The organism is Pantoea sp. AG1095 (assembly GCF_003208415.1).
GTDB lineage: Bacteria > Pseudomonadota > Gammaproteobacteria > Enterobacterales > Enterobacteriaceae > Pantoea > Pantoea leporis.
Map to the genome: position 1 here is coordinate 312,287 of NZ_QKMJ01000005.1, position 13,266 is coordinate 325,552.

Here is a 13,266-nt window from a genome sequence, read left to right on the forward strand (position 1 = left end):
CCTCCCGCGAGATCTGTTAAAAAGTGTGGCCTTCGGGCCGCATTCGATCAACTTCGCAGATAAGACCAGTATTTTGCTGCGAATGTCGACGAAACGGATATAATGCCCGGCTTTATTGCAAGCGAAGTCTGGTTTTTCATCCGCAAGGGTGACAAACGCAAGATGTCGCGGTATTTTACGCGATGCCTTACTGATTGCAGGAGATAGCAGCAAGATGGCGCACAAATTTCACATACTGCTTTTGAACGGTCCCAACCTGAATCTATTGGGAACGCGCGAGCCTGATAAGTATGGTCACACCACGCTGGCGCAAATCGTCGGCGATCTGACGCAACAGGCCGATCAGCACCATGTGAAATTGAGTCATTTGCAATCGAACGCAGAGTTTCAGTTGATTGACCGTATTCACGAAGCCCGCGGCAACGTGGACTACATCATCATCAATCCTGCTGCGTTCACGCATACCAGCGTTGCACTGCGTGATGCCCTGTTGGCGGTTAGCATTCCTTTTATTGAGGTGCATCTCTCGAACGTGCATGCACGCGAACCGTTCCGACATCACTCCTATCTTTCCGATGTATCTGCTGGCGTCATCTGTGGACTTGGCGCTGATGGATACGCGTGGGCTTTACAAACGGCAGTAAAACGCCTGTCACATTCCAATTAAACAGAGTACGGAACCACACTCATGGATATTCGTAAAATTAAGAAACTGATCGAACTGGTTGAAGAGTCTGGCATCTCCGAGCTGGAAATCTCCGAGGGCGAAGAGTCCGTTCGTATCAGCCGTTCACCTGCAAATGCCGGCTACCCAATGATGCAGCAGGCTTATGCTGCGCCAATGATGCAGCAGCAGCCTGCGTTGTCTACCGCGGTGGCGCCTGCCGCACCGGTTGCAGCAGAAGCCGCTAAACCAGAAATCAGTGGCCACATCGTGCGTTCACCAATGGTCGGCACTTTCTATCGCACGCCAAGCCCAGACGCGAAAGCTTTCGTTGAAGTTGGCCAGAAAGTGAATGCCGGCGACACCCTGTGCATCGTTGAAGCGATGAAAATGATGAACCAGATCGAAGCCGACAAATCCGGCGTTGTGAAGGCGATTCTGGTCGAAAGCGGCCAACCGGTTGAATTTGACGAGCCGCTGGTCATCATCGAATAACGAGGCGAAGCATGCTGGATAAAATTGTCATTGCTAACCGTGGTGAGATCGCGCTGCGCATTCTGCGTGCCTGCAAAGAGCTGGGCATTAAGACTGTTGCCGTGCACTCCACCGCGGACCGTGACCTGAAGCACGTGCTGCTGGCAGACGAAACCGTCTGCATCGGCCCGCCACCTTCAGTCAAAAGCTACCTGAACATCCCGGCACTGATCTCCGCCGCTGAAATTACTGGCGCGGTCGCGATCCACCCGGGTTACGGCTTCCTCTCTGAGAACGCCGATTTCGCCGAGCAGGTTGAGCGTTCAGGCTTTATCTTTATTGGCCCGAAAGCCGACACCATTCGCCTGATGGGCGACAAAGTGTCTGCCATCACCGCCATGAAGAAAGCGGGCGTACCCACCGTGCCAGGTTCTGATGGCTCGCTGACCGACGACATGGAAAAAAACCGTGCCTTCGCTAAGCGCATCGGTTATCCGGTGATCATCAAAGCCTCCGGCGGCGGCGGCGGTCGCGGTATGCGCGTCGTGCGCAGCGACAAGGATCTTGAGCAATCCATCAACATGACGAAAGCGGAAGCCAAAGCGGCTTTCAACAACGACATGGTGTACATGGAGAAGTACCTCGAGAATCCACGCCACATTGAGATTCAGGTGCTGGCCGACGGCCAGGGTAACGCGATCTATCTGGCGGAACGTGACTGCTCAATGCAGCGTCGTCACCAGAAAGTCGTCGAAGAAGCGCCAGCGCCAGGCATCACGCCGGAACTGCGTCGCTACATCGGTGAGCGCTGCTCTAAAGCCTGTATCGATATCGGCTATCGCGGTGCAGGTACCTTCGAGTTCCTGTACGAAAACGGTGAGTTCTACTTCATCGAGATGAACACCCGTATTCAGGTGGAGCATCCGGTGACTGAGATGATCACCGGCGTCGATCTGATCAAAGAGCAGCTGCGTATTGCTGCTGGTCAGCCGCTATCGATCAAACAGGAAGACGTGGTGATTCGCGGTCATGCGGTTGAATGCCGTATCAACGCCGAAGATCCCAACACCTTCCTGCCAAGCCCAGGCAAGATCACCCGTTTCCACGCGCCGGGCGGCTTTGGTGTACGTTGGGAATCGCATATCTATGCCGGTTACAGCGTGCCACCGTACTACGATTCCATGATTGGTAAGCTGATTACCTACGGTGAAAACCGTGACGTGGCAATCTCGCGCATGAAGAATGCGCTGGCGGAACTGATCATCGACGGCATCAAGACCAACATTGAGCTGCAGATGAAAATCATGTCCGACGAAAACTTCCAGCAGGGTGGCACCAACATCCACTATCTGGAGAAAAAACTCGGCCTGCAAGAGAAGTAATTGCAGTGCAGAGCAAAGCAGAGGCCGGTTAACTCCGGCCTTTTTCATTTTTGTCGCCTTTGAGGTTACATAATGGATTGGCGTTTTTTACAAGCGAACAAAGAGGCGCGCTGGTCACTTTATCTGACGCTGGCCTACCTTGCCGTTTGGGGACTTTCTGCCTGGCTGGGCGGCAATGAGATCGGCGTCTTAGGCTTACCAAGGTGGTTCGAGCTTTCGTGTCTGTTCGCCCCGCTGCTGTTTATTGTGTTGTGCTGGCTGATGGTGCGCGAGCTGTTCCGCGACATGTCGCTGGAGGATAACGATGGACTCTGAAATCATTCTTCCGCTGTTGGCCTATCTGGTGCTGATCGCCGCGCTGTCGGTGTTTGCCATGCGCAAGCAGCGTCAGGGCAACTTCCTGAGCGAATACTTCCTCGGCAGCCGTTCGATGGGCGGTTTTGTGCTGGCCATGACCATCACCACCACATATATCAGCGCCAGCTCGTTCATTGGCGGCCCCGGCGCAGCCTATAAATATGGCCTTGGCTGGGTGCTGCTGGCGATGATTCAGGTGCCTGCCGTCTGGCTTTCGCTTGGCGTGTTAGGCAAGAAATTCGCCATTCTGGCGCGTCGCTACAACGCCGTAACGCTCAACGACATGTTGTATGGCCGCTACGGCAGCACGCTGCTTATTTGGCTCTCCAGCATCAGTTTGTTGGTGGCGTTTATCGGCGCAATGACCGTGCAGTTCATTGGCGGTGCGCGCCTGCTGGAAACAGCGGCCGGCATTCCTTATGACACCGGCCTGCTGATCTTCGGCGGCACCATCGCGCTCTACACCGCTTTCGGTGGCTTCCGCGCCAGCGTGCTGAACGATGCGATGCAAGGTTTGGTAATGCTGATCGGCACCTTCCTGCTGCTGTTTGCAGTGATTCACCACGCTGGCGGATTAGCCTCCGCAGTGACCAAACTGCATGATATCGATCCGCAGCTGACCTCACCGGAAGGCGTGGGCAATGTCATCAACCCAACCTTCCTCAGCTCGTTTGCCGTGCTGGTGTGTTTCGGGGTGATTGGCCTGCCCCACACCGCGGTGCGCTGTATTTCGTATAAAGACAGCAAAGCCATGCATCGTGGCATTGTGCTCGGCACCATTGTAGTGGTGATCCTGATGCTTGGTATGCATCTGGCCGGCGCGCTGGGGCGCGTGATTTTGCCCGATCTCACCATCCCCGATCGCGTGATTCCTACGCTGATGATTACCGTATTACCGCCCATGGCGGCGGGCGTATTTCTTGCGGCGCCGATGGCGGCCATTATGTCGACCATCAACGCGCAGCTGCTGCAATCCTCCGCTACGCTGATCAAAGATCTCTATTTGCGCATTGCCCCGCAGCACAGTGAAAATGAAGCGCGCCTGCGCATGTTGTCAGGCACCATCACTTTTGTGCTCGGTGTGCTGCTATTGCTGGCAGCGTGGAATCCGCCCGATATGATTATCTGGCTGAATCTGCTGGCATTTGGTGGCCTTGAAGCGGTCTTTCTGTGGCCGCTGGTGCTGGGTTTGTACTGGGAGCGCGCCAACTCCACCGGCGCGATCAGCGGCATGCTGGTCGGCGCGGGATGCTATACGCTGCTTGCCAGCCTGAATATTGAGTGGTGGGGCTTCCACCCGATCGTTCCGTCATTGACCTTAAGCCTGCTGGCCTTCCTGGTGGGCAATCTGTTTGGCCGCACGCCTGCAACGCATGCCGCGGCACTGGAATAAAGAGAAACGCTATGCCTTGGATTCAAATCAAAATTAACAGCACCGGCGAAAACGCCGAAACCCTGAGCGATGCGCTGATGGAGGTTGGCGCGGTGTCGGTCACTTTCCAGGACACGCACGACAATCCAGTGTACGAGCCGCTGCCGGGCGAAACGCTGCTGTGGGGCGATACCGATGTCATCGGCCTGTTCGACGCTGAAACCGAGATGAGCGATGTGGTGGCCGAGTTAAGCCAGCATCCGCTGCTGGGATCCGCGTTTCGCCATAAGATCGAGCAGATCGAAGACAAGGACTGGGAGCGCGAATGGATGGATAACTTCCACCCGATGCGTTTCGGTGAGCGTCTGTGGATCTGCCCAAGCTGGCGCGATGTGCCGGATCCAAATGCCGTCAATGTGATGCTGGATCCGGGCCTAGCCTTTGGTACCGGCACGCATCCTACCACATCGATGTGTTTGACCTGGCTTGATGGCCTGGATCTGCAGGGCAAAACGGTGATCGACTTTGGCTGTGGCTCCGGCATTCTCGCTATCGCTGCACTAAAATTGGGCGCGGCGCAGGCGATCGGCATTGATATCGATCCGCAGGCGATTCAGGCCAGCCGTGATAACGCCGAGCGTAATGGCGTCTCTGAGCGTCTGGCGCTCTATCTGCCCCACCAGCAGCCGGAAAACTTGCAGGCTGACGTGGTGGTCGCCAACATCCTCGCGGGTCCGCTGCGTGAGCTGGCACCGCTGATTAGCGTGCTGCCGAAAGCCGGCGGTCATCTTGGATTGTCCGGCGTGTTAGCGAGCCAGGCTGAAAGCGTGTGTGAAGCCTACGCTGAGCGTTTTGAGCTCGACGCGGTTGCAGAGAAAGAAGAGTGGTGCCGCATCACCGGCGTACGCCGCTAACCTGCCCGCTTGCCAGTCGGCTAACTGACTGGCAAGCCGTACTATTTTTCTGAGACCCGTCTCAAAGCGCCAGCCCTTCTCAACCCTTGCCGTTTCTTTACATTTCAGTCATTACAATCCTGCTCCAGGCGATAGCGCTATCCCTGCTGGCAATGCCTTTGATGGCATTTCACTTCGATAAATCGCTGAAAGTAATGGATGATGAAAAAGAAACTTTGTTTATTCGCTCTGCTGACAAGCATGGCATCGTATGCGCACGCTCACAGCTCAAACTGGTCTTATGAAGCGCCGGATGAATGGGGCAATCTGCACGCCGATTATCACACCTGTAAAAGCGGTGTGAACCAGTCGCCTGTCGTTATCCGCAAGGTGGTGAATGGACAATTGCCGCCGCTAACGTTGAGCTATCAAGCCAAACAAAAATCCATCATCAATAACGGTCACACCATCCAGATCAACGTCAAAGATGGCGATGCGCTCGCGCTGGATGGCGAAGCTTATACGCTGCGTCAGTTCCACTTCCATACGCCGAGCGAAAATCTGATTGATGGCAAACGCTTTCCGCTGGCCGCGCATTTCGTCCATGCCAGCGAAGAGGGACATCTGGCGGTGGTTGGCGTGATGTTTGAAGCCGGGGCGGAAAACCCTGCGCTGGCGGAGATCCTGCGTGAACTGCCACCTGAAGTTAACAAAGAGGCGGCGCTGCAACAGCCACTTAATCTCAGCGCTTTGATTCCGGGTCAAAAGAACTACTATCGCTTTAGCGGTTCGTTGACGACGCCACCTTGTACCGAAGGTGTGCGCTGGTTAGTGATGAAGCAAACTGTTTCGGCATCAACTGAACAGCTTAAAACGTTCGCCAAACTGTTAGGTGAGCACGGCAACAGTCGCCCAGTTCAGCCGCTGAATGGTCGCGTGGTTATTGAATAGTAGCCTGATGTCTGAGGTTATATCTGTCACTCCTCCACGACGTAGGTTTCTGGGGAGTGACGCTAACCCTACGTGACTAAGTAGTTCAATTAATAATCATAATGGCGTCATTTCTTTCGCTAATTAATGGAAGAAGCGGTTTTTATGTTGTGATTTCGGTCATGTTTTGAGAAAAATTTTTGTACACAATTTCAGCATATTTTTTTAATCTCATGAATTATAAAGATTAATAACTCATCCCTTACTGGATAACGCTATTTCCGTGCTCTCTGAGAGCGAATTGTTCAAAGTTTGGCCTTTCATCTTCTTTAAAAAATGCGTAATATACGCCGCCTTGCGAACAGTTAGGGTCACTTCTTTTTTCATGCGCATTGGACAACATCAGCTACGTAATCGACTCATTGCTGCGCCTATGGCCGGAGTATCCGATAAGCCATTTCGCACCCTGTGTTACGAGAACGGCGCCGGTATGACTGTCTCCGAGATGCTGTCGTCGAACCCGGAAGTTTGGGCCAGTGACAAATCCCGTTTGCGCATGGTGCATAGTGACGAGCCTGGTATCCGCGCCGTGCAAATTGCCGGTTGCGATCCTGATGAGATGGCTGCTGCCGCGCGCATTAATGTGGCGTCTGGCGCGCAGATTATCGATATCAACATGGGCTGCCCGGCCAAAAAAGTGAATCGTAAGATGGCAGGTTCAGCGCTGCTGCAACATCCGCAACTGGTGGAGTCGATTCTCACCGCGGTGGTTAATGCAGTGGATGTACCGGTTACGCTGAAAATTCGTACCGGCTGGGACAAAGAAAATCGTAATTGTGTAGAGATTGCCCAATTGGCTGAACGCTGTGGCATTCAGGCTCTCACCATTCATGGCCGCACGCGCGCCTGTTTGTTTGAGGGATTTGCTGAATACGACAGCATTCGGACAGTTAAGCAGAGCGTTTCCATTCCGATTATTGCGAATGGCGACATTACTGACCCGCATAAAGCCAGAGCGGTGCTCGACTATACCGGAGCCGATGCTCTTATGGTTGGCCGTGCCGCTCAGGGAAGACCGTGGATCTTCCGGGAAATCCAGCATTATCTGGACACAGGGGAGCTGCTGGCACCGAAGCCGCTGGCTGAAGTGAAGCAAATGCTGATTGGACATATACGGGAGCTGCACGACTTTTACGGTCAGCGCAAAGGATACCGTATTGCCCGAAAACACGTTTCCTGGTATTTGCAGGAAAGTGCTCCTGATGACCAGTTTCGGCGCACATTCAACGCCATAGAGGATGCCAGCGAACAGCTGGAGGCGTTGGAGGCATACTTCGAAAATCTTGCGTAAACGAAATAAAGAGCTGAAAGAACTATGTTCGAACAACGCGTAAATTCTGACGTACTCACCGTTTCTACCGTTAACTCTCAGGATCAGGTGACCCAAAAGCCACTGCGTGATTCGGTTAAACAGTCACTGAAGAACTATTTTGCTCAACTGAACGGTCAGGATGTGAGTGATCTGTATGAGCTGGTATTGGCAGAAGTCGAGCAGCCTCTGTTGGACATGGTGATGCAGTACACCCGTGGCAACCAGACCCGTGCAGCTCTGATGATGGGTATCAACCGCGGTACCCTGCGTAAGAAGCTGAAAAAATACGGCATGAACTAATCTGTTCGTTGCTGCGATAACGCCAGCCTTGCGGCTGGCGTTTTTGTTTCTGCTGCCGGTAATTTCCTGAGGTTAAAAACGCATGAAACAATTGGCGCGATAATGGTAACGATAGTTGCAATTGCAGCGGTGATATCCCATCCTTCTTAGCAACGCATTTACCCTCACTTTATTACGCGCTCATTTATCCTTTCATCACCCTTCAGCCCGCTTTCTCTGTGATCCTCAACCGCTTCGGCCGTAAGTGTGCAAACTCATACATCCACTCCTGAGCGTTAGCTCACACTGCTTCCATATAGTGAAACTTTTTGCACTATTTGTGATCGTGTCGTCTCGCCATGCTGCCTTTTGGTGCGCCATATTAGCCAGAATCTTCTGAGTGCTTCAGTTTATTAAAAGATCTTTCCAGAGAATTCAGGATTCTGCAAACCTGGCATCAGGTTTGCAGAGTTGTGGATGGCTAACCACCACAGACAGAAAACAGCGCACATTAAAGTGCGCGCAAACATAACAACACACGATATCGCCACACAGGATGCTTTATGAAAAAGATGATGCTTTCCACTCTGGTCGCTGCAGCCTCGCTGTTAGCCGTTGCTCAACAAGCGCACGCTGGCACCACGCTGGATGCCATTAAGAAGAAAGGTTTTATACAGTGCGGCATCAGTGACGGCCTGCCTGGCTTCTCATATGCTGACTCTAACGGCAAATTCACCGGTATTGACGTGGATGTATGCCGTGCAGCCGCTGCCGCAGTATTTGGCGACGCAACTAAAGTGAAATACACCCCGCTGACCGCGAAAGAACGCTTCACCGCGCTGCAGTCTGGCGAAGTAGACATCTTATCTCGTAACACCACATGGACCTCATCACGCGATGGCGGCATGGGCTTCCTGTTTGCAGGCGTGAACTATTACGACGGTATCGGCTTCCTGACGCACCAGAAAGCCGGTCTGAAAAGTGCTAAAGAGTTGGATGGCGCCACCGTGTGTATTCAGGCCGGTACTGATACCGAGCTGAACGTGGCTGATTACTTCAAAACCCATAAAATGCAGTACACCCCCGTGACCTTCGACCGCTCTGACGAATCCGCTAAAGCGCTCGACAGCGGCCGTTGCGACACCCTCGCGTCTGACCAATCTCAGCTGTATGCGCTGCGTATCAAACTTGGCAAGCCAGACGAGTTCATTGTACTGCCAGAAGTGATCTCGAAAGAGCCGCTGGGGCCCGTGGTACGTCGCGGTGATGACGATTGGTTCACCATCGTCAAATGGTCGCTGTATGCCATGCTGAACGCGGAAGAGATGGGTATCAGCTCTAAAAATGTCGATGACATGGTAGCGAAACCGACTACGCCGGATATGGCACATCTGCTGGGCGCGGAAGGTGACTTCGGTAAAGACCTGAAGCTCGATAACAAGTGGGCTTACAACATCATCAAACAAGTGGGTAACTATCAGGAAGTGTTCGACCGTAACGTCGGTAAAGACAGCGCACTGAAAATTAAGCGCGGCCAGAATGCGCTGTGGAATGCGGGCGGCATCCAGTACGCTCCGCCAGTTCGTTAATTCCATTCTGCCAGTCGGGCACCGCATCCTGCGGTGCCCACGCGTAATCTTCACTGAGGTTTTAACATGTCGCAACGCCCAACCGTAAAAAGGGATTTTTCGTTCGGTAATCCTACGGTTCGCGCCTGGCTTTACCAGATCGTCGCGATTGTTGCCGTGCTTGCTGTGGTGGGATATTTAATCCACAACACCGTAATCAACCTGGCCAATCGTGGCATCACTTCCGGATTCGGGTTTCTGGATCGCAGTGCCGGCTTCGGCATCGTTCAGCACCTGATCGATTACACCGAAGGCGACACCTACGCGCGCGTGTTTATGGTGGGGTTGACCAACACCCTGCTGGTTTCCGCGCTCTGTATTGTTTTCGCTTCGATCCTTGGCTTTGCCGTGGGCCTGGCTCGCTTGTCTGAGAACTGGCTGCTGCGCAAGCTTTCAACCATTTATATCGAGACCTTCCGTAATATCCCGCCGCTGCTGCAGATCTTTTTCTGGTACTTCGCGGTACTGCGTAACCTGCCCGGCCCACGTCAGGCACTCAACGCTTTTGATTTGGCATTCGTCAGCAATCGCGGTTTGTATATTCCGTGGCCAGAGTACGCACCTGGCACATGGCCATTCCTGATCGCGCTGGCGTTAGCGGTGCTGGGTTGCATGGCGCTGTTCCGCTACAACCGTAAGCATCAGTTAAAAACCGGCCAACTGCGTCGCACCTGGCCGGCTGCGGTTGGGTTGCTGATTTTGCTGCCGCTGATTGCTCATACCTTGTTTGGCGTTGCCATGCATTGGGATGTGCCGGAACTGCGTGGATTTAACTTCCGTGGCGGTTTCGTGATGATCCCTGAGCTCGCCGCGTTGACTCTCGCGCTGTCGGTTTATACCTCGTCGTTCATCGCCGAAGTGATTCGTTCCGGTATTCAGTCGGTGCCACATGGTCAAAGTGAAGCTGCACGTTCGCTGGGTTTACCTAATCCAGTGACCATGCGTCAGGTGATCATTCCGCAGGCAATGCGTGTGATTATCCCGCCACTCACCAGCCAGTACCTCAACATCGTGAAAAACTCATCGCTGGCGGCCGCTATCGGCTATCCAGATATGGTTTCGCTGTTTGCCGGTACCGTGCTGAACCAAACCGGTCAGGCGATAGAAACCATCGCGATTACCATGGCGGTTTACCTGATTATCAGCCTGATCATTTCACTGCTGATGAACCTCTACAATCGCAAAATTGCGCTGGTTGAGCGTTAAGAGAACGGGATCATTATGTCTGTTACTACACATGAAACACCGCCGATTCCGACCAATCCACTTAGCAAGGCTTGGCTCTGGGCACGCAAAAATCTGTTCTCCAGCTGGCTGAATACATTGCTGACGTTGTTCAGCATCTGGCTTATCTGGAACGTGATTCCTCCGGCACTGAACTGGCTGGTATTTCAGGCTAACTGGATTGGTGAGACGCGCGCAGACTGTACCAAAGAAGGCGCATGTTGGGTGTTTATCCATGCACGCTTTGGCCAGTTTATGTATGGGCTCTATCCGCATGAACTGCGCTGGCGCATCAACCTGTCGCTGGTCATCGGCTTGCTCTCGATTATTCCGATGTTCATCAAATCAATGCCGCGTCGCGGTCGCTACATCGCTTGTTGGGCGGTGGTCTATCCGATTGTGGTTTGGTTCCTGATGTACGGTGGTTATTTCGGTTTAGAGCGCGTAGAGACTCGCCAGTGGGGCGGCCTGACATTAACGCTGATTATCGCTTCAGTGGGGATTGCCGGCGCGCTGCCGTTGGGGATTTTACTGGCGCTGGGACGCCGCTCTGAAATGCCGGTGGTGCGTACACTTTCGATCATCTTCATTGAGTTCTGGCGTGGTGTACCGCTGATCACCGTGCTGTTTATGTCGTCGGTGATGCTGCCGCTGTTTATGGCGGAAGGTACCACCATCGACAAACTGGTGCGTGCGTTGGTTGGCGTGATTTTGTTCCAGTCTGCGTATGTCGCGGAAGTGGTGCGCGGCGGTTTGCAGGCGCTACCAAAAGGCCAATATGAAGCCGCTGAATCTCTGTCGCTGGGCTACTGGAAAACCCAGATGCTGGTGATTTTACCGCAGGCGCTCAAGATGACCATTCCCGGCCTGGTGAATACCATCATTGCGCTGTTTAAAGATACCAGCCTGGTGATCATCATCGGCTTATTCGATCTCTTCAGTAGCGTGCAGCAAGCCACCGTTGATCCAACCTGGTTGGGTATGTCGACGGAAGGCTATGTATTTGCTGCCATGGTCTACTGGATTTTCTGTTTTAGCATGTCGCGCTATAGCCAGTATCTGGAGAAGCGTTTTCACACCGGGCGTGCATCGCACTGAGGTTTAACATGACACAAACTATGACTAATGCGGCTGATGCCATGATGATTACACTCGAAAACGTTAACAAATGGTACGGTCAGTTCCATGTATTGAAAGACATCAATTTAAAAGTAAAACCACGCGAACGTATCGTACTGTGCGGACCGTCCGGTTCGGGTAAATCGACCACTATTCGTTGTATCAATCACCTCGAAGAACATCAGCAAGGACGCATCGTGGTGGATGGCATCCATCTCAATCACGATGTGCGTAATATTGAACGAGTTCGAACCGAAGTAGGCATGGTTTTCCAGCACTTTAATCTTTTCCCGCATCTTACCGTTTTGCAAAACTGTACGCTGGCACCGATTTGGGTACGCAAAATGCCGAAGAAAGAAGCAGAAGAGCTGGCCATGCATTACCTTCAGCGTGTACGCATTGCTGAGCATGCGCATAAATTTCCTGGCCAGCTTTCAGGTGGTCAGCAACAGCGTGTGGCGATCGCCCGTTCACTCTGTATGAAGCCGAAAATTATGCTGTTTGATGAGCCAACCTCCGCGCTCGATCCCGAGATGGTTAAAGAAGTACTCGATACGATGATTGGCCTGGCAGAAGATGGCATGACCATGTTGTGCGTTACCCATGAGATGGGATTTGCGCGTACGGTGGCGGATCGTGTGATCTTCATGGATCGGGGTGAAATTGTCGAAGAAGCCCCGCCTCAGGAGTTCTTTGCCAATCCGAAATCAGAACGTACACGTGCGTTTCTGTCACAGGTTATTCATTGATATCCAGTGAGTTAGATTAAGAAACGCCTCTGCTGAAAAGCAGGGGCTTTTTTTATAACTGCAATTTGAATTGGGTTAGGTTTGTGAGTGACAGCGGAAGGTTTCTGATGCATACAAAAAAGCCCTGAACTTTCGTTCAGGGCTTCTGTGTTTGATGCCTGGCAGTTCCCTACTCTCGCATGGGGAGACCCCACACTACCATCGGCGCTACGGCGTTTCACTTCTGAGTTCGGCATGGGGTCAGGTGGGACCACCGCGCTAAAGCCGCCAGGCAAATTCTGTAATTTACCGAACTCACGCTTTAAAACTGGTGCTGATACCCAGAGTCGAACTGGGGACCTCACCCTTACCAAGGGTGCGCTCTACCAACTGAGCCATATCAGCACACTTTAATTTGATGCCTGGCAGTTCCCTACTCTCGCATGGGGAGGCCCCACACTACCATCGGCGCTACGGCGTTTCACTTCTGAGTTCGGCATGGGGTCAGGTGGGACCACCGCGCTAAAGCCGCCAGGCAAATTCTGTTTTGTCCGCAGCCCCCTCTCAGGCGCCGCAGACCAGTCCGTAAACAAGCTGAAAATCTCCGGTCTCTCGGACCAAAACGCCTCTGGCGTTGTAAGGTTAAGCCTCACGGGTCATTAGTACCGGTTAGCTCAACGCATCGCTGCGCTTACACATCCGGCCTATCAACGTCGTAGTCTTCAACGTCCCTTCAGGACTCTCAAGGAGTCAGGGAGAACTCATCTCGGGGCAAGTTTCGTGCTTAGATGCTTTCAGCACTTATCTTTTCCGCACTTAGCTACCGGGCAGTGCCATTGGCATG

General features: G+C 53.1%; 13 protein-coding genes, 1 tRNA gene and 3 rRNA genes. 13 read left to right on the forward strand and 4 right to left on the reverse strand.

The window, feature by feature from the left end; genetic code table 11:
- Positions 1-214 precede the first annotated feature (214 nt).
- From aroQ to DEU53_RS13625, 13 genes are all read left to right on the forward strand, one after another.
- Positions 215-667 carry a type II 3-dehydroquinate dehydratase gene (aroQ, locus tag DEU53_RS13565; protein ID WP_101762835.1) on the forward strand — a complete coding sequence of 151 codons (453 nt, stop codon included), beginning with the start codon at positions 215-217 and terminating at the stop codon, positions 665-667.
- A 21-nt stretch (positions 668-688) separates the two neighbouring features.
- Positions 689-1,159, forward strand: a complete 471-nt coding sequence (accB, locus tag DEU53_RS13570) for an acetyl-CoA carboxylase biotin carboxyl carrier protein (protein WP_101762834.1) — start codon at positions 689-691, stop codon at positions 1,157-1,159.
- Between the two features lie 11 nt (positions 1,160-1,170).
- Entirely contained in the window at positions 1,171-2,520 is a 1,350-nt protein-coding gene (gene accC, locus DEU53_RS13575; protein WP_008101999.1) for an acetyl-CoA carboxylase biotin carboxylase subunit, read from the forward strand.
- Between the two features lie 72 nt (positions 2,521-2,592).
- Positions 2,593-2,835: a YhdT family protein gene (locus tag DEU53_RS13580; protein ID WP_110867450.1), complete on the forward strand. Its 243-nt coding sequence runs from the start codon at positions 2,593-2,595 to the stop codon at positions 2,833-2,835.
- Positions 2,825-4,270, forward strand: a complete 1,446-nt coding sequence (gene panF, locus DEU53_RS13585) for a sodium/pantothenate symporter (protein WP_101762832.1) — start codon at positions 2,825-2,827, stop codon at positions 4,268-4,270. Before DEU53_RS13580 ends, panF begins: the two co-directional genes overlap by 11 nt.
- A gap of 11 nt (positions 4,271-4,281) precedes the next feature.
- Positions 4,282-5,163 carry a 50S ribosomal protein L11 methyltransferase gene (gene prmA, locus DEU53_RS13590; RefSeq protein WP_110867451.1) on the forward strand — a complete coding sequence of 294 codons (882 nt, stop codon included), beginning with the start codon at positions 4,282-4,284 and terminating at the stop codon, positions 5,161-5,163.
- A 240-nt stretch (positions 5,164-5,403) separates the two neighbouring features.
- Complete coding sequence (locus tag DEU53_RS13595; protein ID WP_110867452.1) at positions 5,404-6,093, forward strand: carbonic anhydrase; 690 nt, start codon at positions 5,404-5,406, stop codon at positions 6,091-6,093.
- Positions 6,094-6,457: 364 nt separating this feature from the next.
- The gene (gene dusB, locus DEU53_RS13600) at positions 6,458-7,423 is read left to right on the forward strand and encodes a tRNA dihydrouridine synthase DusB (protein WP_101762829.1); all 966 of its coding nucleotides are present in this window, start codon (positions 6,458-6,460) and stop codon (positions 7,421-7,423) included.
- A 24-nt stretch (positions 7,424-7,447) separates the two neighbouring features.
- A complete protein-coding gene (gene fis, locus DEU53_RS13605) occupies positions 7,448-7,744 on the forward strand; it encodes a DNA-binding transcriptional regulator Fis (RefSeq protein WP_007891954.1) in 297 nt (98 codons plus the stop codon).
- Between the two features lie 542 nt (positions 7,745-8,286).
- On the forward strand, positions 8,287-9,312 hold the full coding sequence (locus DEU53_RS13610; RefSeq protein WP_101762828.1) for an amino acid ABC transporter substrate-binding protein: 1,026 nt from the start codon (positions 8,287-8,289) through the stop codon (positions 9,310-9,312).
- Between the two features lie 66 nt (positions 9,313-9,378).
- Positions 9,379-10,557 carry an amino acid ABC transporter permease gene (locus tag DEU53_RS13615; protein WP_110867453.1) on the forward strand — a complete coding sequence of 393 codons (1,179 nt, stop codon included), beginning with the start codon at positions 9,379-9,381 and terminating at the stop codon, positions 10,555-10,557.
- Positions 10,558-10,572: 15 nt separating this feature from the next.
- Positions 10,573-11,673, forward strand: a complete 1,101-nt coding sequence (locus tag DEU53_RS13620) for an amino acid ABC transporter permease (RefSeq protein WP_061720212.1) — start codon at positions 10,573-10,575, stop codon at positions 11,671-11,673.
- 8 nt (positions 11,674-11,681) lie between these two features.
- Positions 11,682-12,443 carry an amino acid ABC transporter ATP-binding protein gene (locus DEU53_RS13625; RefSeq protein ID WP_061720213.1) on the forward strand — a complete coding sequence of 254 codons (762 nt, stop codon included), beginning with the start codon at positions 11,682-11,684 and terminating at the stop codon, positions 12,441-12,443.
- A 156-nt stretch (positions 12,444-12,599) separates the two neighbouring features.
- Here DEU53_RS13625 and rrf (DEU53_RS13630) read toward each other — a convergent pair.
- The 4 genes from rrf (DEU53_RS13630) to DEU53_RS13645 all read right to left on the reverse strand — a co-directional run.
- A 5S ribosomal RNA gene (rrf, locus tag DEU53_RS13630) occupies positions 12,600-12,715 on the reverse strand.
- Positions 12,716-12,751: 36 nt separating this feature from the next.
- Positions 12,752-12,827, reverse strand: a tRNA-Thr gene (locus DEU53_RS13635).
- 15 nt (positions 12,828-12,842) lie between these two features.
- A 5S ribosomal RNA gene (rrf, locus tag DEU53_RS13640) occupies positions 12,843-12,958 on the reverse strand.
- Between the two features lie 102 nt (positions 12,959-13,060).
- Positions 13,061-13,266: ribosomal RNA gene (locus tag DEU53_RS13645) — 23S ribosomal RNA — on the reverse strand; the annotation flags it as partial.

Bases quoted from the DNA above. Each gene is read 5' to 3' on its own strand.
- aroQ (WP_101762835.1), top strand. From the start codon at position 215: ATGGCGCACAAATTTCACATACTGCTTTTGAACGGTCCCAACCTGAAT.
- accB (WP_101762834.1), top strand. From the start codon at position 689: ATGGATATTCGTAAAATTAAGAAACTGATCGAACTGGTTGAAGAGTCT.
- accC (WP_008101999.1), top strand. From the start codon at position 1,171: ATGCTGGATAAAATTGTCATTGCTAACCGTGGTGAGATCGCGCTGCGC.
- DEU53_RS13580 (WP_110867450.1), top strand. From the start codon at position 2,593: ATGGATTGGCGTTTTTTACAAGCGAACAAAGAGGCGCGCTGGTCACTT.
- panF (WP_101762832.1), top strand. From the start codon at position 2,825: ATGGACTCTGAAATCATTCTTCCGCTGTTGGCCTATCTGGTGCTGATC.
- prmA (WP_110867451.1), top strand. From the start codon at position 4,282: ATGCCTTGGATTCAAATCAAAATTAACAGCACCGGCGAAAACGCCGAA.
- DEU53_RS13595 (WP_110867452.1), top strand. From the start codon at position 5,404: ATGGCATCGTATGCGCACGCTCACAGCTCAAACTGGTCTTATGAAGCG.
- dusB (WP_101762829.1), top strand. From the start codon at position 6,458: ATGCGCATTGGACAACATCAGCTACGTAATCGACTCATTGCTGCGCCT.
- fis (WP_007891954.1), top strand. From the start codon at position 7,448: ATGTTCGAACAACGCGTAAATTCTGACGTACTCACCGTTTCTACCGTT.
- DEU53_RS13610 (WP_101762828.1), top strand. From the start codon at position 8,287: ATGAAAAAGATGATGCTTTCCACTCTGGTCGCTGCAGCCTCGCTGTTA.
- DEU53_RS13615 (WP_110867453.1), top strand. From the start codon at position 9,379: ATGTCGCAACGCCCAACCGTAAAAAGGGATTTTTCGTTCGGTAATCCT.
- DEU53_RS13620 (WP_061720212.1), top strand. From the start codon at position 10,573: ATGTCTGTTACTACACATGAAACACCGCCGATTCCGACCAATCCACTT.
- DEU53_RS13625 (WP_061720213.1), top strand. From the start codon at position 11,682: ATGACACAAACTATGACTAATGCGGCTGATGCCATGATGATTACACTC.